Annotated in this window: 16 protein-coding genes; 7 read left to right on the top strand and 9 right to left on the bottom strand. The window is 29.8% G+C overall.

From position 1 onward, the window contains the following. Nucleotide 1: 1 nt before the first annotated feature. Complete coding sequence (gene trmB / locus LX78_RS07190; protein ID WP_109681994.1) at nucleotides 2-676, bottom strand: tRNA (guanosine(46)-N7)-methyltransferase TrmB; 675 nt, start codon at nucleotides 674-676, stop codon at nucleotides 2-4. Nucleotides 677-866: 190 nt separating this feature from the next. Between trmB and LX78_RS07185 the strand changes: the two genes are divergently transcribed. Next, nucleotides 867-1,922 (top strand): glycosyltransferase, encoded by a 1,056-nt coding sequence (locus LX78_RS07185; RefSeq protein ID WP_109681993.1) that lies wholly within the window; start codon nucleotides 867-869, stop codon nucleotides 1,920-1,922. On the opposite strand, the gene LX78_RS07180 is transcribed toward LX78_RS07185, so the two are convergent. Beyond that, entirely contained in the window at nucleotides 1,896-2,933 is a 1,038-nt protein-coding gene (locus tag LX78_RS07180; protein ID WP_109681992.1) for a sensor histidine kinase, read from the bottom strand. The genes LX78_RS07185 and LX78_RS07180 overlap by 27 nt on opposite strands. Continuing rightward, nucleotides 2,933-3,616, bottom strand: a complete 684-nt coding sequence (locus LX78_RS07175; protein ID WP_109681991.1) for a response regulator — start codon at nucleotides 3,614-3,616, stop codon at nucleotides 2,933-2,935. Before LX78_RS07175 ends, LX78_RS07180 begins: the two co-directional genes overlap by 1 nt. Nucleotides 3,617-3,809: 193 nt before the next feature. Between LX78_RS07175 and LX78_RS07170 the strand changes: the two genes are divergently transcribed. The 3 genes from LX78_RS07170 to LX78_RS07160 all read left to right on the top strand — a co-directional run bounded on the left by LX78_RS07170 (nucleotide 3,810) and on the right by LX78_RS07160 (nucleotide 7,135). Then, nucleotides 3,810-4,142: a T9SS type A sorting domain-containing protein gene (locus LX78_RS07170; RefSeq protein ID WP_109681990.1), complete on the top strand. Its 333-nt coding sequence runs from the start codon at nucleotides 3,810-3,812 to the stop codon at nucleotides 4,140-4,142. Nucleotides 4,143-4,254: 112 nt separating this feature from the next. Further along, entirely contained in the window at nucleotides 4,255-6,069 is a 1,815-nt protein-coding gene (locus LX78_RS07165; protein ID WP_109681989.1) for a T9SS type A sorting domain-containing protein, read from the top strand. Nucleotides 6,070-6,154: 85 nt separating this feature from the next. Next, nucleotides 6,155-7,135 carry a LuxE/PaaK family acyltransferase gene (locus LX78_RS07160; RefSeq protein ID WP_109681988.1) on the top strand — a complete coding sequence of 327 codons (981 nt, stop codon included), beginning with the start codon at nucleotides 6,155-6,157 and terminating at the stop codon, nucleotides 7,133-7,135. Between the two features lie 101 nt (nucleotides 7,136-7,236). On the opposite strand, the gene tyrS is transcribed toward LX78_RS07160, so the two are convergent. Continuing rightward, nucleotides 7,237-8,544 carry a tyrosine--tRNA ligase gene (gene tyrS / locus LX78_RS07155; protein ID WP_109681987.1) on the bottom strand — a complete coding sequence of 436 codons (1,308 nt, stop codon included), beginning with the start codon at nucleotides 8,542-8,544 and terminating at the stop codon, nucleotides 7,237-7,239. Between the two features lie 88 nt (nucleotides 8,545-8,632). On the opposite strand from tyrS, the gene LX78_RS07150 reads away from it, so the two are divergent. Then, complete coding sequence (locus tag LX78_RS07150) at nucleotides 8,633-9,640, top strand: NAD-dependent epimerase/dehydratase family protein (protein ID WP_109681986.1); 1,008 nt, start codon at nucleotides 8,633-8,635, stop codon at nucleotides 9,638-9,640. 3 nt (nucleotides 9,641-9,643) lie between these two features. On the opposite strand, the gene LX78_RS07145 is transcribed toward LX78_RS07150, so the two are convergent. Genes LX78_RS07145 through LX78_RS07135 form a run of 3 tightly spaced genes read right to left on the bottom strand, consistent with a single transcriptional unit; the run spans nucleotide 9,644 to nucleotide 12,158 of the window. Continuing rightward, nucleotides 9,644-10,093 (bottom strand): DUF4296 domain-containing protein, encoded by a 450-nt coding sequence (locus tag LX78_RS07145; protein WP_109681985.1) that lies wholly within the window; start codon nucleotides 10,091-10,093, stop codon nucleotides 9,644-9,646. Beyond that, nucleotides 10,090-11,430, bottom strand: a complete 1,341-nt coding sequence (locus LX78_RS07140) for a dihydroorotase (protein WP_109681984.1) — start codon at nucleotides 11,428-11,430, stop codon at nucleotides 10,090-10,092. The genes LX78_RS07145 and LX78_RS07140 overlap by 4 nt, the downstream gene beginning before the upstream one ends. A gap of 8 nt (nucleotides 11,431-11,438) precedes the next feature. Further along, on the bottom strand, nucleotides 11,439-12,158 hold the full coding sequence (locus tag LX78_RS07135) for a polyprenol monophosphomannose synthase (RefSeq protein WP_109681983.1): 720 nt from the start codon (nucleotides 12,156-12,158) through the stop codon (nucleotides 11,439-11,441). A gap of 107 nt (nucleotides 12,159-12,265) precedes the next feature. Here LX78_RS07135 and LX78_RS07130 point away from each other — a divergent pair, with 107 nt between their 5' ends. Next, the gene (locus LX78_RS07130; RefSeq protein ID WP_109681982.1) at nucleotides 12,266-12,919 is read left to right on the top strand and encodes a DUF4271 domain-containing protein; all 654 of its coding nucleotides are present in this window, start codon (nucleotides 12,266-12,268) and stop codon (nucleotides 12,917-12,919) included. A 14-nt stretch (nucleotides 12,920-12,933) separates the two neighbouring features. After that, nucleotides 12,934-13,683, top strand: a complete 750-nt coding sequence (locus LX78_RS07125) for a uroporphyrinogen-III synthase (protein WP_109681981.1) — start codon at nucleotides 12,934-12,936, stop codon at nucleotides 13,681-13,683. 72 nt (nucleotides 13,684-13,755) lie between these two features. On the opposite strand, the gene LX78_RS07120 is transcribed toward LX78_RS07125, so the two are convergent. Further along, complete coding sequence (locus LX78_RS07120; protein WP_109681980.1) at nucleotides 13,756-14,700, bottom strand: T9SS type A sorting domain-containing protein; 945 nt, start codon at nucleotides 14,698-14,700, stop codon at nucleotides 13,756-13,758. Between the two features lie 106 nt (nucleotides 14,701-14,806). Further along, nucleotides 14,807-16,417 (bottom strand): phosphoenolpyruvate carboxykinase (ATP), encoded by a 1,611-nt coding sequence (pckA, locus tag LX78_RS07115; protein WP_109681979.1) that lies wholly within the window; start codon nucleotides 16,415-16,417, stop codon nucleotides 14,807-14,809. Nucleotides 16,418-16,424 lie beyond the last annotated feature (7 nt).

The raw sequence follows: 16,424 nt of genomic DNA, 5'->3' as shown, positions 1-16,424 counted from the left end.
CTTATTTGATTTTAAACCGAATATACGTAATTGGTTTGTTTTGTTCTAAATATTGACTTTCATAATAGGTTTGGATACTAGTTACTTCTTCCGGACTTCCTTCTTGTTTATATACATTATGATTTGCATAAAGAACCTCATGTCCTGCACCATGGAGCAAGCCAAGTGTGTAACCATGCATGAATTCGCTATCAGTTTTTAAATTAACAACGCCTTCAGGTTTTAAAATGGTTTTGTAGCGTTTTAAAAATTCAGCATTTGTCATTCTATGTTTAGTGCGTTTATATTTTATTTGTGGGTCTGGAAAGGTTATCCAAATTTCATCTACTTCGCCTTGCCCAAAAGCAAAATCGATTAATTCTATTTGAGTTCTTAAAAAAGCAACATTAGGTAATTTTTCTTCAATAGCTGTTTTCGCTCCTCTCCAAAAACGTGCTCCTTTAATATCGATTCCAATAAAATTCTTGTTAGGATATTTTTTAGCTAGTGCTACAGAATACTCTCCTTTTCCACAACCTAGTTCTAAAACTAAGGGATTGTTATTTTTAAAAAAGGTTTTGTTCCAATTCCCTTTTAAATTATATTGATTATTTACTAATTCGTCTCTAGTTGGTTGAAACACATTTGCAAAAGTTTCGTTCTCTTTGAATCGTTTTAGTTTATTTTTACTTCCCACAGAATTAATTTTATTATTATAAATATAATTCGGTAAAATTAAGGAAATATATGTAAGTGGTATTATCCTTATCTTTGTTTTTATCAAAATTTGCGTGAAGGATTGAAGCGATATCCTTTTTTATTTTTTTAAAAAAGATTTAGCATAAAGCCTGACTTTTACTTGTAAAAGACACGCCATAATTTACCAAATGAAGAAACGAATTTTAATTGCTCCTTTAAATTGGGGATTAGGTCATGCTACAAGATGCATTCCAATTATTAATGCCTTAATTGATAATAATTTTACTCCAATTATAGCAAGTGATGGTATGGCTCTTAAGCTTTTAATAAAAGAGTTTCCAGAATTAGAACATATAGAACTTCCTGCTTATAATATTACTTACTCCAAAAACAGACATCTATTCAAATTAAAATTATTACAGCATTCTCCTAAATTGCTTAAAATAATTAAAGCTGAAAAAAACTTAGTTAAACAACTTATTGAAACGCATCAAATTGATGGAATAATTTCTGATAACAGGCTTGGTGTTTATTCAAAAAAAGTTCCTTGTGTTTTTATAACACATCAGCTTCAAGTGCTAAGTGGTAATACTACCTGGATTAGCACCAAATTGCATTTAAAAATTATAAAAAAATTTAACGAATGTTGGGTTCCAGATTGTAAAGGTATTCCTAATTTAAGTGGCGAATTAGGACATTTAAATACAAACAATATTTTAGTTAAATATTTTGGACCATTGAGTAGGTTTAATTTAAAAGAAAGTCTAATTAAAAATGACCTGATGGTATTGCTTTCTGGACCAGAACCTCAACGAACTTTACTTGAAAAAAAACTTTTTGAAGAGTTAAAGTCCTATTCTGGGACTATATTATTTGTAAGAGGTGTTGTTGAAGACAAGCAAACAGTTAAGACTAATAATAATATGACTATTTATAATTTTATGACAACTGAAAATTTAGAAACATCTTTAAATGAAAGTAAGTTGATTATTTCTAGATCTGGTTATACATCTGTAATGGATTTAGCAAAACTAAAGAAACAGGCATTTTTTATTCCAACTCCAGGACAGTTTGAACAAGAGTACTTAGCAGAAAGGTTAAACAGTCAAGGCTTAGTACCAAGTTGTAGTCAAGATGAATTTAATATATCTAAATTAGAAAATATAACTAATTATAAAGGATTAAGTGATTTTGATTATGAAATAAACTACAAAAAACTATTTAGCCTTTTCAAGACTAAATGAAAACTCACTACCTACACCAAGTTCGCTTTCTATATAAATTTTTTCGTCGTGAGCTTCGATAATATGCTTTACAATAGATAGCCCTAAGCCAGAACCTCCTTCTTTTCTGGAACCACTTTTATCAACTCTGTAAAAACGCTCAAAAATTCTTGACAAATTTGCTTTAGCTATACCTTCGCCATTATCTGTAACTCTAACTATTACCTTATTTTTTACCAAGTTTTCTATACTTATTTCTGTTGTACCTTTTTCTCTTCCGTATTTAATTGAATTTACTACAAGGTTGGTTAGCACTTGCTGAATACGTTCCATATCTGCATTAACCATTATGGGTTTAGAGTAATCTTTATCAAAAGTTAGTGTTATTTTTTTCTTGGCAGCTTTCATTTCAAGAAGATCAAAAACATTTTTAACTAATTCAACAATATCAAATGTTGTTATATTTAGTCTTAAATCGCCAGCTTCAAATCTAGTAATCATATCTAAATCTTTTACTATATAGATAAGTCTTTCAACTCCTTTATTAGCTCTATTTAAATATTTATCTCTAAATTTTTCATCATTTATGGCACCATCAATTAATGTTAGCAAATAGCCTTGAACAGTAAACAAAGGTGTTTTTAGTTCGTGAGACACATTGCCAATAAACTCTTTTCTGTATTCTTCTCTTATTTTAAGGGTTTCAATTTCTAACTTTTTGTCTTTAGCATATTTATCAATTTCTTTTGTAAGCGTTGCCATATCAGTAGTAATAGGCTGTTTTGTTAAAGATGCAGATTCAAGCAAAGTTAAATCGTCGTAGATTTTTTTTACTCGTCTATAAATAAATCGTTCAACACGATATTGAATAATAAAAAAACAAATAAGGTAACATAGAATTCCAAACAGAATAACATATGCATTAAGACTTGCCGAGAAATATAAAAAAACACTCAAGAGGAGTGTTAATGATATGGAAATATATAACGCTGTTTTAATAGCGAATTTATATGTTTTTTTAATTTTTTGCATTAATCTACAAACTTATAACCTACTCCTTTTACTGTTTTAAAAGTATCGTCTCCAATTTTTTCACGAAGTTTTCTAATATGAACATCAATGGTTCTGCCTCCAACAACAACCTCATTTCCCCATACTTTATCTAGTATTTCTTCACGTTTAAAAACCTTTCCGGGTTTAGAAGCTAGTAAAGATAATAACTCAAATTCCTTTCTTGGCAAAAGAATCTCTTCGTTCTTTAAGATAATTTTATACTCTTCTCTATTAATAATTAGGTTTCCAATTTTTACAACAGACTCTTCTAATCCGTCTTCTTTTAATCGTCTTAACAAAGCTTTTACTTTACTAACTAGCAATTTAGGTTTAATTGGTTTTGTTATATAATCGTCTGCTCCTGCTTCAAAACCTGCAACTTGAGAATAATCTTCTCCTCTAGCAGTTAAAAAAGTAATAATAGTATCTTTTAATTCTGGGATTTTTCTAATATTTTCACAAGCCTCTATACCATCCATTTCTGGCATCATTACATCAAGAATTATTAGTTGTGGCTTTTCTTTTTTGGCTTTTTTTATAGCTTTAATTCCATTCTCTGCAGTAATTATTTGATATCCTTCATTAGATAAATTGTAGCCAATAATTTCTAATATATCTGGCTCGTCATCAACTAGAAGTATTTTAATGTCCTTTTCGTTCATTTATTATATTGTTTACTTTCATTGCGTAAATATAATATTAATAACAAAGATAGAGGTTTAAACAAAAACAAATAACTTTTAGATAATCTGTTAATTACATTGATTTAACATTCAAAACTAATTAAAATATTTAACTGTTTTTTTGGTATCATTTTTGACAATACTAATTATATTTATATTAAATATTTTTAAAATGAAAAAGCAATACCTCATTATTATAGTTTTTTTACTTTTTTTAACAAGTTTTAACGGGTTTAGTCAGAATAATAGTGTTTTGATAAATGACACATCAGACATAGAGAATTTATCTATTTATCCAAATCCAGTTAGTCAAGGGAAAGTTTATATAAATACAGTCAATAATTCTCAGAAAAAAATTGAAATCTATAATGTATTAGGTAAAGTTATTTTGACTGTTTCCATTTCTCAAAATGAGTTAAATATTTCAAAACTTAAAGCAGGCATTTATATCATAAAAATAACAGAAAATAACATTACAGCAACTAGGAAACTAATTGTTAAGTAATTAGACTTTATGTTATATAAGCGTAAAATGACTTGAGTTAATTTATTTTTTTTAGATAAAACGCTAAAATCTCCTTATATTTGTTTTCTTAATTTTATATAAATACTCAATTATGAAAAAAATTTACTTTTTATTATTTGCTCTAATGATTACAAGCTTGTCTTTTGGACAAGTAATAGTAGCAGAAGACTTTTCTTATCCTGACGGTAGCCTTGTTCCAAATGGAGGATGGACTACAGGCAGCGGTACAGCAGGTGACTTACTAGTTTCTTCTGGTCAAGCTGTGGTACAACATGGTACTCCTAGTGAAGATGCTAGAAAAAGTTTTACTTCTGTTTCAGGAGACATATATTTTGCTTTAGATTTCTCTGTGGATGATTTAGGAGCAGCTTATGTTGGAACTGATAACGAATATTTTGCACATGTTAATTTCAATGCTCGACTTACAGTAGGTCCTGGAACCAGTGGTGGTGATTATACGGTTGGTATTAAATCATCTTCTGCAGGTCAACCAACTTGGTGGGCAACTGATTTGACTTATGGTCAAACCTATAGAGCTGTTGTTAGATATGACCAAGACCTTGGTTTAGCTCAACTTTGGATTGATCCTGCTAATGCAGGTAGCACGAGTGTTTCTGGTACTGAAGATGGTGCTAATAGCATTGATTCTTTTGACCTTCGTCAATCAGATTCATCTGAAAATGAAACTGTTCGTGTTGATGATTTAATGATTGGGCAAACTTTTGACGATGTTTTAGTTTATGCAACTCCAACTGAACCATCTCTTACTATAAATACACCTGCTGAAGGTGCTGTATTTACACCTGGAACTACTAGTGTTAACCTATCAATTAATGTTCAAAACTTTAATGTTGGTGCCACTACAGGTGGATTTGATGGGCATATACATTGGACAATTAATGGCACTGCACAATCAATGAAATATGATACTAATGATGAAACGATACCTGTAACAGATGGTCAATCTTACACTGTGTTTATGCAATTAGTTGACAATGTTCATGCACCTATTGTACCAGCTGTTGAAGCGACTGTTAACTTTTCTGTGGCTGCTGCAACACCAGTTGCTGACTTAGCTGCTTTAAGAGCAGATTATATTGCTAATGGTTCTGGTGCTTATTATCAATTAGCAAACACACCAACTGTTACTTACACTAGAACAAGTAGAAATCAAAAATACATTCAAGATGCTAGTGCAGGAATTTTAATAGATGATACTGCTGGAAATATTACTCCAACTTTTGCTATTGGCGATGGCATGTCTGGTTTAATGGGTCAAGCTTCAGAATTTAATGGTGTATTACAATTTATACCTGTTTCTGATGCTACAGTAACTACTGGAGCTACTATAACTCCTCAAGTTGTTACTATATCTGATTTACTTGCTGACTGGGAGCCTTATGAGTCTGAATTAATACAAATAAACAATACCTCTTTTACAGATGCAGGTGGTACATTTGCTACAAGTACAAACTACGATATTACAGATCCTACTTCTAGAGGAGGTGGTTCTGGTCCAATGACTTTTAGACCTTTTAACGAAGCTGATTATATTGGACAAACTATTCCAACTGGAATGATTCCATTAGTTGCTCTTGTTGCTGAATTTGGAGGAGCTCCTCAAGTAAGTGCTCGTTCATTAACAGATTTTACATTATCTACAACTTCTTATGAATTAGCAGATTTTAATGTATATCCAAACCCAACTTCAACAGGCTCAATAAATATTGTAAGTAAAACTAATGACGCTATTGAAGTAGCTGTTTACGACATTCTTGGGAAACAAGTTCTTGAGAATACAGTAAAAAACAACAGACTTGATGTTTCTACATTAAATGCTGGTGTTTATATTATGAAAATATCTCAAAATGGAAACTCTATTACTAAGAAATTAGTAGTTAGATAATTCCTTTTTAAATACTTTTTTAAAAGCGTTACCAAAATTGGTAACGCTTTTTTATTTTATATACTTTTGTTGTGACCAAATTTCTATGATAGATACATCGCAAATATTTCAAATAAAAAATGAGACAGATTTTAAAGACATGGCCTTAAAGATCTTTAAATTTCAATTTGAAAATAATATTGTCTATCGTTCCTTTTGCGATTTACTCTATAAAAACCCGAGTGACGTAAAAACCTTAGAAGAAATTCCTTTTCTTCCTATTCAGTTTTTTAAAACACATAATATTCTTAGTACTACAGAAGTTGTTCAGAAAACATTTTCAAGTTCTGGTACAACAGGTAGTATTACAAGTAAGCATCTAGTATCAGATATAGATATCTATGAGAAGAGTTTTAATAATGGTTTTAAGCAGTTTTATGGTGATGTTGAAGATTATACCATTTTAGCATTACTACCTAGCTATTTAGAACGTGATGGCTCTTCATTAATTTATATGGTTGACTCTTTAATTAAGCAATCCAAGAAACCTAAAAGTGGCTTTTATTTAGATAATTATTCTGAATTAAAAGACACATTAATTCAACTAGATGCTCAAAGTGAAAAAGTATTATTAATTGGAGTCTCTTTTGCATTATTAGATTTGGTAGAAGAGCATCAGTTTGAATTAAAAAATACGATAGTCATGGAAACTGGAGGCATGAAAGGTAGACGAAAAGAATTGGTAAGAGATGAGCTTCATGGCATTTTAAAGAAAGGATTTGGAGTTAATAATATACATAGTGAATATGGCATGACTGAATTATTAAGTCAGGCATATTCTAAAGGGAATGGTATTTTTGAATGCTCAAAAACCATGAAGGTTTTTACTCGAGAGACAGAAGATGCTTTAACTATATTAAACCAAAATAAAACAGGTGGTATTAATATTATTGATTTAGCAAATATAAATTCCTGTTCATTTATAGCAACTCAAGATTTAGGTCGTGTTTACAACAATGGTACGTTTGAAATTATTGGAAGGTTTGATAATTCAGATATTAGAGGCTGTAATTTAATGGCTTTGTAAGGTTATTTAAATTATAACGACTATTTAAATGCTCTGTAAAAGAGAAAATTGATTGGTTAGTTTTTAGTAAAATGTCCCGAGTCTTTCGGGACGTTTTTATTTTAAACCACTTTAATAATGTAGGTATTTTTTTTCCCTTTATTAAGGATGATGTATTTGTTGTTTATTAAATCTTCTGAAGTTAATTGGTAATCTTCTTTAACCTTCTCTTTATTTACTGATACAGCATTTTCTTTTAAAGCTCTTCTGGCCTCACTATTCGATGCTAAAAAATTTGTTTTAGCTGAAAGGGCAGCAATCATATCTAAACCTTCATTTAAATCTGCTTTAGAAATTTCAGCTTGAGGCACACCTTCAAAAACATCTAAAAAGGTGGCTTCGTCTAGCGTTTTAATATCTTCTTTAAACGATTTGCTAAAAAGAATATTCGATGCTTTCTCTGCATTTTCAAAATCTTCTTTAGAGTGGACAAACGTCGTTACTTCTTCAGCTAAACGCTTTTGCAACAAACGTAAATGTGGCATTTGTTTATGCTCTTCAATTAAAGCATCTATATTTTTTTTATCTAAAAAGGTGAAAATTTTAATATACTTCTCTGCATCTTCATCACTAGTATTCAACCAAAACTGATAAAATTTATATACTGATGTTTTATCGGCATCTAACCAGATGTTTCCTCCTTCACTTTTTCCAAATTTAGAACCATCTGCTTTAGTTATTAATGGACAGGTCATAGCAAATGCTTTCACATCTTCCCCAACATTCATTCGTCTTACCAATTCGGTTCCTGTTGTAATGTTTCCCCATTGATCACTTCCACCCATTTGCAAGACACAATTGTAGTTTTTATGTAAATGATAGAAATCGTAACCTTGAATTAATTGATATGTAAACTCTGTAAAAGACATGCCTACACTGCCTTCTTCACCAGATAAGCGCTTTTTAACCGAATCTTTAGCCATCATGTAATTAACTGTAATTCGTTTACCAACTTCTCTAGCAAAATTTATAAACGAAAAAGATTTCATCCAATCGTAGTTATTTACAAGTATTGGTGCATTTTTTTCATTAGAATTAAAATTTAGAAAACGAGAAAGTACATTTTTTATACCATCAACATTATGGTTTAATATGTCTTCTGTCAATAAATTTCTTTCATCACTTTTCCCTGAAGGATCACCAATCATTCCTGTGGCTCCACCAACTAAAGCAATTGGTTTATGACCAGCTTTTTGAAGATGAACCAATAAAATAATAGGAACCAAACTTCCAATATGTAATGAATCTGAAGTTGGATCAAAGCCTACATAACCCGTTGTCATTTCTTTATTTAACTGCTCTTCTGTTCCTGGCATGATATCGTGTACCATCCCTCTCCAACGTAGTTCTTCAACAAATGTATTGGTCATTGTATAATTTTTATCGATTAATTTGAGCAAAGATAAAAATCAATGAATAATTACTCTCTCTTTATTAATAATTCTTTACTTTAGTTTTATGATATTAGTTACTGGAGGAACTGGCTTAGTTGGATCGCATTTATTGTATCAACTTTCTAAAGAGAATAAATCTATAAAAGCTATTTATAGAAATGAAAAAAAATTGGCTATTGTAAAAAAAGTTTTTTCATATTATAGCCAAAATCCAGATGCCTTGTTTAATAACATAGAATGGGTTCGAGCAGATTTGTTAGATACTCCTTTACTAACTGAAGCTTTTAAAGATGTGTCATATGTTTATCATTGTGCAGCTTTTGTGTCTTTTGAGCCAAATAAATACCACCTTTTAAGAAAAACTAATATTGAAGGAACTGCCAATATTGTTAACCTATGCATTGCAAATAATGTAAAAAAACTGTGTTATGTTAGTTCTGTTGCTGCTATTGGACACACAAATAATAATGAAAAAATAGACGAAAACACACAATGGAATCCTGAAGCAGACAATAGTGTTTATGGGATAACTAAATATGGTGCAGAGATGGAAGTTTGGCGTGGAACTCAAGAAGGCTTAGATGCTGTAATTGTTAATCCTGGCGTAATTATTGGTCCTGGAATCTGGAAATATGGTAGTGGAAATATTTTTAAAAAAGTTGCTAATGGTCTAACTCATTACACAACTGGAGCAGTAGGCTATATAGATGTTTTTGATGTTGTAAATAGCATGACTCAGTTATTAGAAAGTAATATAAAAAATGAACGTTTTGTTTTAGTTACTGAAAATTGGACTTATAAGTATTTTATAGATTGTATTGCAAATGCACTAAAAGTAAAATCTCCTTCTAAAAAAGCTGGAAAAACTATTTTAGGTATTGGGTGGAGAGTTGATTGGATATATTGTAAATTAACTGGAAAACGAAGAACTTTAAGCAAACAATTAGCAAATACTTTAATGACAAAATCTCTTTATAACAATAGTAAAATTAAGCACTCCTTAGATTTTACTTTTAAACCTATTGAAGATGCTGTAAAAGAAGTTTCAATCATTTATTTAAATGAACACTAATAATTAGTTTTCACTTTTAACAGGTTCAATATCTTCTAATAAAAACCCTTTGTTTTTTCTTTTAGATCTTTTTATTGAATCCATTTTCTTTTTCTCTTGGTTTTCTTTTTCGGCAAGAGTACTATATTCTTCACGTAACTTTATTAAACTATCTGTTACCCTTTTAATTATATCTTGATACTCATTTAGATTATAGGTGTAATATTCATTGCTCTCAATAAATTGTAAACTATCAATCTGATGCTTAGTATATATATAACTTTCTGGAACTATTCCATTATTCTCAATTATAGATTTATTAATTCCTTTTGCAGAAGATAACAAAGACATATCTATTAAAATGTTAACCATTTCTTCCTTTGAAATTAAATTCTCAGGTTTTTTTGGTTTTTTTATTCCAGAGCAAGAGATTAAAAACCCAATTAACAATATATAGATTAAGATATTTTTCATCTATTAAATGTTAATCGTTTACTATGTTTTGTATTGCTAAATTTAGAGTTTTCATATACTACATGTCCATTTAAAATAGTATGTGTAACTCTAGACTTAAAAGCTGTTCCTTCAAATGGAGACCAACCACATTTATATAATATATTTTGTTTATTAACTGTCCAAGGCTTGTTTAAATTTACAATAACTAAATCTGCAAAATAGCCTTCTTTAATAAATCCTCTTTTTTCAATTTGAAATAGGATAGCTGGATTATGACACATTTTCTCAACAACTTTTTCTAAAGAAATTTTTCCTTTATGATGCGCTTCTAGAATTGCCACTAAAGCATGTTGAACTAAAGGACCTCCAGAAGGAGCTTTAGTATATACTTGTTTTTTTTCTTCAAGCGTATGTGGTGCATGGTCTGTGGCTAATACATCTATTCTACCATCTAAGAGAGCTTTCCAAAGTTCATCTCTATCATTTGCCGTTTTTACTGCTGGGTTCCATTTTATTAAAGTGCCTTTTGTGTCGTAATCCTCTTCACTAAACCACAAGTGGTGTACACAAACTTCGGCAGTAATTTTTTTATCTTTAAGAGGAATTTTATTAGTAAATAGCTTTGTTTCAATTCCGGTTGAGAGATGAAACACATGCAGTCTTGCTCCAGTTTTTTTAGCTAATTCTATGGCTTTTGAAGATGAAATATAACAGGCTTTCTCACTTCTTATTTGTGGATGAAGCTTTACAGGAATATCTTCTCCATACTTTTCTATATTAGCTTCTAAATTAGCCTGAATGGTTGCTTCATCTTCACAATGCACAGAAATAATCATGTCTGTACTTGAAAATATTTTTTCTAAAACCTCAGGATTATCAACAAGCATATTACCTGTTGATGAACCTAAGAACAATTTTAAACCAGCAACTTCTTTAGGATTTACTTTTAGTATTTCCTCTAGATTATCGTTTGTACCACCAAACATAAACGAATAGTTTGCATAAGATGTTTCAGATGCTATACTAAATTTATCGTTTAAGGCTTCTATAGTTGTGGTTTGTGGATTAGTATTCGGCATTTCAATATAAGAAGTAATCCCTCCAGCAATAGCAGCTTTAGATTCAGACTCAATATTTGCTTTATAAGTTAATCCTGGCTCTCTAAAATGCACCTGATCGTCTATAACACCTGGAATTACATAATTTCCTTCGGCATCAATTATCTGTACATTAGAAGATTTAGCACTTATAGAACTCGATATTTCTTTAATAATATTATTCTCTACAAGAATATCTCCTTCAAAAATCTTTCCTTCATTTACTATTCTTGCATTCTTAATTAGTAGTGTATTCATGTAAATTTTTAATTAAAAAAACTCTTTATTTTCATTTTAATAACTCCAAAAATAGCTTCAGAAATAATACTTCCACTCATTTTAGATTTTCCTTTTTTCCTATCTGTAAAAATAACAGGAACTTCAACAATATTAAACTTCTTTAAATAAGCTTTGAATTTCATTTCTATTTGAAATGCATAACCTATAAACTCTATTTTATCTAAATTAATTGCCTCTAAAACTTTTCGATTATAACAAACAAAACCAGCTGTTGTGTCTTCAATTTTCATCCTAGTAATAAATCTAACATACTTTGATGCAAAATATGAAAGTAGAATTCTACTCATAGGCCAATTAACTACATTTACTCCTTGTATATACCTAGAACCAATAGCTACATCTGCCTTTTCAAGATGGCAAGCATTATATAATTTAATTAAATCTTCAGGATTATGAGAGAAATCAGCATCCATTTCAAAAATATATTCATATTCCTTTTCTAAACACCACTTAAAAGCATCAATATAAGCAGAGCCTAGTCCTGTTTTTGTTTTACGCTGCAACAAAAACAATTTATCTTGAAAATCTTTCTGTAGTTCTTTTACTTTTAATGCTGTTAAGTCAGGTGAATTATCATCTACCACTAGAATGTGAAATTCCTTATTTTGAGAAAACACAGCTTTTATTATAGCTTCTATATTTTCTATCTCATTATAAGTTGGTATAATGACAATGGCGTCCTTCATTAAAAGATTTAAATTTTAACAAATGTAATCTATTTAAAAGATATAGTTTTTTAAATATTCCTTAAAAAATATGAAATAACTAATATTTTTTATGATAATTTTACACCATGCTACGTCCAGAATCTTCATACGATTTATTTATAGTACTAATAATAATTAGCTTAGTTTTTATTGCCCTAGCCAAATTATTATTTGAAAAAAGATTTAACCAATTTGTGTCAGTATTAATAAATTCTAGTTATTTAAAAATATATTCGAGAGAACAGAAATTTTTAGATTTATTTGATGGTTTATTGTTTGTAAATTTAATAATATCTCTTTCTATATTTAGCTATATTACTTATCAAATATTAATTGAACATATTGATAATACTATTAATTTTATTTTTAATTTAATAATTGGCATTGGTCTCTTTATTTTAATTAAAGTTCTTTTAGAAAGACTTATTGGAAGCCTTTTTAGTATCGATAATTTAATAGACAAATATCTTTTTCAAAAAACCAGTTATAAAAATTTTTTAGGCTTAGCATTAATTCCAATAAATATTATACTCCTTTTTAGTATAGAACCCAATAAATATATAATTGTTTGTGTTGTTTTATTATTGTTAATTATAAATATAATAGGGTTAATAACGTCTTTCAAATCAAATCTTAATTTAATAAAAAGAGAATTTTTCTATTTTATTTTGTATCTTTGCGCACTTGAAATAGGGCCTTACATCATTTTGTTTAAGGTCTTTATAGTAAATAAAGTTTAAAACATTCTTAGCCTATGAAAGTGAAAACAATTTTAGTGTCTCAACCAGAACCTAAAATAGAAAATTCGCCTTACTTTGATCTCCAAGAGAAGCAAAAAGTTAAAATAGACTTTAGACCATTTATTCATGTTGAGGGAGTTGATGCTAAAGAAATTAGACTACAAAAAGTAGATTTAAAAAATTACACAGCTATAGTTTTAACAAGTAGAAATGCTGTTGATCATTTTTTTAGAGTAGCCGAAGAAATGCGTTTTAAAGTACCAGATACAATGAAATATTTTTGTCAATCTGAAGCTGTTGCATATTACCTTCAAAAGTATGTTGTCTATAGAAAACGTAAAATATATGTAGGGAAACGTAATTTTGCCGAATTATGCCCATTAATTAAGAAATATAAAGACGAATCATTTTTACTTCCAACAACAGATAAGTTAAAACCTGAAGTTCCAGAAATTTTAAACGAATTAAATGTAAACTGGAAAAAAGCTGTTTTTTATAGAACTGTAATTAGCGACTTATCTGATCTTGCTGATGTTTATTATGACATTCTTGTGTTCTTTAGTCCTTCTGGAATTGATTCTTTATTTCATAATTTCCCTGATTTTAAACAAAATGAAACTTGTATAGCTGTTTTTGGAAATACAACAATAAAGGCTGCAGAAGCAAAAGGTTTAAGAGTTGATATTGCAGCTCCAACACCAGAAACTCCTTCTATGACAATGGCTCTAGAAAAACATATTAAAGAAGTAAATAAAAAGAAATAACATTCTCTACTTATTAAAAAAAAAGAGCGACTTAATTAAGTCGCTCTTTTTTTACTTAAGTATTTAAGTTTATTATTTAATTATCAATTTTTTAGTATCTAATTGATTGTCTGAACTAAATCTTGCTAAATAAATTCCTGAAGCTAATCGAGAAACATCTACCAGATTATTACCTTGTATTAATGTTTTTGTTAATACAATTTTTCCTGTAATATTATAGATATTAATTATTGAATTATTTGTTTTAGCATCCACATACAAAGTGTTCCTTGTTGGATTTGGATACATACTAAATGATAGTTCATTAGCATTATCTACTGATAGTGAATTACATTCGCCTACTGTTTCTACAAAATTACTGTTAGCATCTATTGTCCAAGATGAAAGATTAGGCTCTGAAGCATCATCAACGAAAATACACTCCAATCCTGGATTAAAATCACCAACAAAACTAGTAGCTGCATTATTTCCATTACGCATGTCTAAGAATGTTAAGCCATTATTTTTAACATCAATAATACTTATAGCAAGATTCTGACTTAAATCTAAAGTTGTTATATCACAATTTCTAACATCTAAATCTACCAAAGCTGTATTGGTAACAACACTTAATGAAGATAAGCTAGCAGACCCAAAATCCATTTCATTCACTAGAACCAAACCAGTAACATTTATATTTGTTAAATTTGAACAACTTCTGGCTCGAACACGAGTTAAATTTGGGCTATTAGTAACATCTATGGAAGTCATTAAATTACCATTTACATTTATTGCATCTATAGCAACAAATGCTTCTACACCAGTAAAATCTGAAATGTTTTTGTATGCCACATTTAACTCTCCTGTATGCCCAGCAGCATCAGCTGTCAATATTTGACCATCTGGTGTAGGGTCTGAATCAATTCCATCGGCAATTAATTCTAATTCAAAATTTGCATCTGGTATAGGTGTATATTGAGCATATGTAAATGAGTAAAAAGCAAAACATATTGCCATTAAATAAGTAGTTTTTTTCATAATGTTTAATTTTAATATTGTGAATGATAAAACTACTGTATAATAAACTCTTTTCCAAAAAAAAAATCAGCTATATAGCTGATTTTAATGTGTTTTAATCTAATTTTTACTTGATATTTGGAGCTCCTGCAAGAATTTCTTCGTTTGCATATTCTTCAAATTTCTTAAAATTTTCTCTAAATGATTCAGATAGTTTATAAGCAGCTTTATAATAACCTTCGTCATCATTCCATGTCGCTCTAGAACTTAAAACCTCATCTGGAACACCTGGACATGTTCTTGGTTGTTTTAAACCAAAAACAGAATGTGTTCTATAAGTTTCTGGTGTAACTTCATCTAAATCTCCATTAAGTGCAGCAGAAATCATTGCTCTTGTATATTTAAGTTTAATTCGGCTACCAACACCATAAGGACCTCCTGTCCAACCTGTATTAATTAACCATACATTAACTCCAGAAGCTTTCATTTTAGCACTTAACATTTCGGCGTACTTCGTTGGATGTAATGGCATAAAAGGTGCTCCAAAACAAGCCGAGAAACTTGGTAATGGCTCGTCTATCCCTGCTTCTGTACCAGCAACTTTAGCTGTATAACCAGAAATAAAATGATATGCAGCTTGTCCTGGACTTAATCTAGAAATTGGAGGTAACACACCAAAAGCATCTGCTGTTAAAAAGAAAATGTTCTTTGGATTTTTACCAATAGATGGTACTTGAATATTATTTATATGGTCAATAGGATAACTTACGCGAGTATTTTGAGTGATTGAAGTATCTTCAAACATTACTTCTCCTTTATCATTCAAGATAACATTCTCAAGAATAGCTCCCGGTTTTATAGCATTATAGATGTCTGGTTCATTTTCTTTTGAAAGGTTTATAACTTTTGCATAGCATCCTCCCTCAAAATTAAATACGGTGTTTTCGTTTGTCCAACCATGTTCATCATCTCCAATTAACTTACGTTCTGGATCTGCAGAAAGCGTAGTTTTTCCTGTACCAGATAAGCCAAAGAATATAGCAGTATCTCCATCTTCTCCAACATTAGCACTACAATGCATTGGTAAGGTGTTTTTGAAAACTGGTAAAATAAAGTTCAATGCAGAAAAAATACCTTTCTTAATTTCTCCTGTATATCCAGTTCCTCCTATTAAAGCAATTTTTCTTGTAAAATCTAAAATAGCAAAATTATGTTGTCTGGTACCATCAACTTCTGGATCTGCCATAAATCCTGGTGCGTTTACAATGGTCCATTCAGGCGTAAAGTTTTTTAATTCTTCTTCCGTTGGACGTAAAAACATATTGTAAGCAAACATGTTCATCCAAGGTTGTTCGTTAATTACACGAATGTTTAATTTATATTTTTCGTCTGCACAGGCATAACTATCCCTTACAAACACTTCTTTTTCAGATAAATAAGCAACTACTTTATTGTATAGTTTTTGAAACTTATCAGATTCAAAAGGGATGTTAACGTTTCCCCACCAAATTTTATCTTCTGTAATACTATCTTTTACTATAAATCTATCTTTAGGTGATCTTCCTGTAAATTCTCCAGTATTTACAGCTAAAGCTCCTGAAGAAGCTTCTACACCTTGTCCTTTTGCTATAGTTATTTCGTGAAGTTGTTTTGGGGATAATTGATATTGTACTTTGGCATTTTTTATTCCGTATTTCTCTAATGAAATTGAATTGGATGCTTGGGTATGATCTACCATAATTATT

It is taken from the genome of Xanthomarina spongicola, from assembly GCF_003148645.1.
Taxonomy (GTDB): Bacteria; Bacteroidota; Bacteroidia; order Flavobacteriales; family Flavobacteriaceae; genus Xanthomarina; species Xanthomarina spongicola.
Note: the sequence above shows the minus strand (reverse complement) of the source record. Positions and strands in the feature narration are given on the sequence as shown.

Coding starts and splice junctions, on each gene's coding strand:
- LX78_RS07185 (WP_109681993.1), top strand. CDS start 867: ATGAAGAAACGAATTTTAATTGCTCCTTTAAATTGGGGATTAGGTCAT.
- LX78_RS07180 (WP_109681992.1), bottom strand. CDS start 2,933: ATGCAAAAAATTAAAAAAACATATAAATTCGCTATTAAAACAGCGTTA.
- LX78_RS07175 (WP_109681991.1), bottom strand. CDS start 3,616: ATGAACGAAAAGGACATTAAAATACTTCTAGTTGATGACGAGCCAGAT.
- LX78_RS07170 (WP_109681990.1), top strand. CDS start 3,810: ATGAAAAAGCAATACCTCATTATTATAGTTTTTTTACTTTTTTTAACA.
- LX78_RS07165 (WP_109681989.1), top strand. CDS start 4,255: ATGAAAAAAATTTACTTTTTATTATTTGCTCTAATGATTACAAGCTTG.
- LX78_RS07160 (WP_109681988.1), top strand. CDS start 6,155: ATGATAGATACATCGCAAATATTTCAAATAAAAAATGAGACAGATTTT.
- tyrS (WP_109681987.1), bottom strand. CDS start 8,544: ATGACCAATACATTTGTTGAAGAACTACGTTGGAGAGGGATGGTACAC.
- LX78_RS07150 (WP_109681986.1), top strand. CDS start 8,633: ATGATATTAGTTACTGGAGGAACTGGCTTAGTTGGATCGCATTTATTG.
- LX78_RS07145 (WP_109681985.1), bottom strand. CDS start 10,093: ATGAAAAATATCTTAATCTATATATTGTTAATTGGGTTTTTAATCTCT.
- LX78_RS07140 (WP_109681984.1), bottom strand. CDS start 11,430: ATGAATACACTACTAATTAAGAATGCAAGAATAGTAAATGAAGGAAAG.
- LX78_RS07135 (WP_109681983.1), bottom strand. CDS start 12,158: ATGAAGGACGCCATTGTCATTATACCAACTTATAATGAGATAGAAAAT.
- LX78_RS07130 (WP_109681982.1), top strand. CDS start 12,266: ATGCTACGTCCAGAATCTTCATACGATTTATTTATAGTACTAATAATA.
- LX78_RS07125 (WP_109681981.1), top strand. CDS start 12,934: ATGAAAGTGAAAACAATTTTAGTGTCTCAACCAGAACCTAAAATAGAA.
- LX78_RS07120 (WP_109681980.1), bottom strand. CDS start 14,700: ATGAAAAAAACTACTTATTTAATGGCAATATGTTTTGCTTTTTACTCA.
- pckA (WP_109681979.1), bottom strand. CDS start 16,417: ATGGTAGATCATACCCAAGCATCCAATTCAATTTCATTAGAGAAATAC.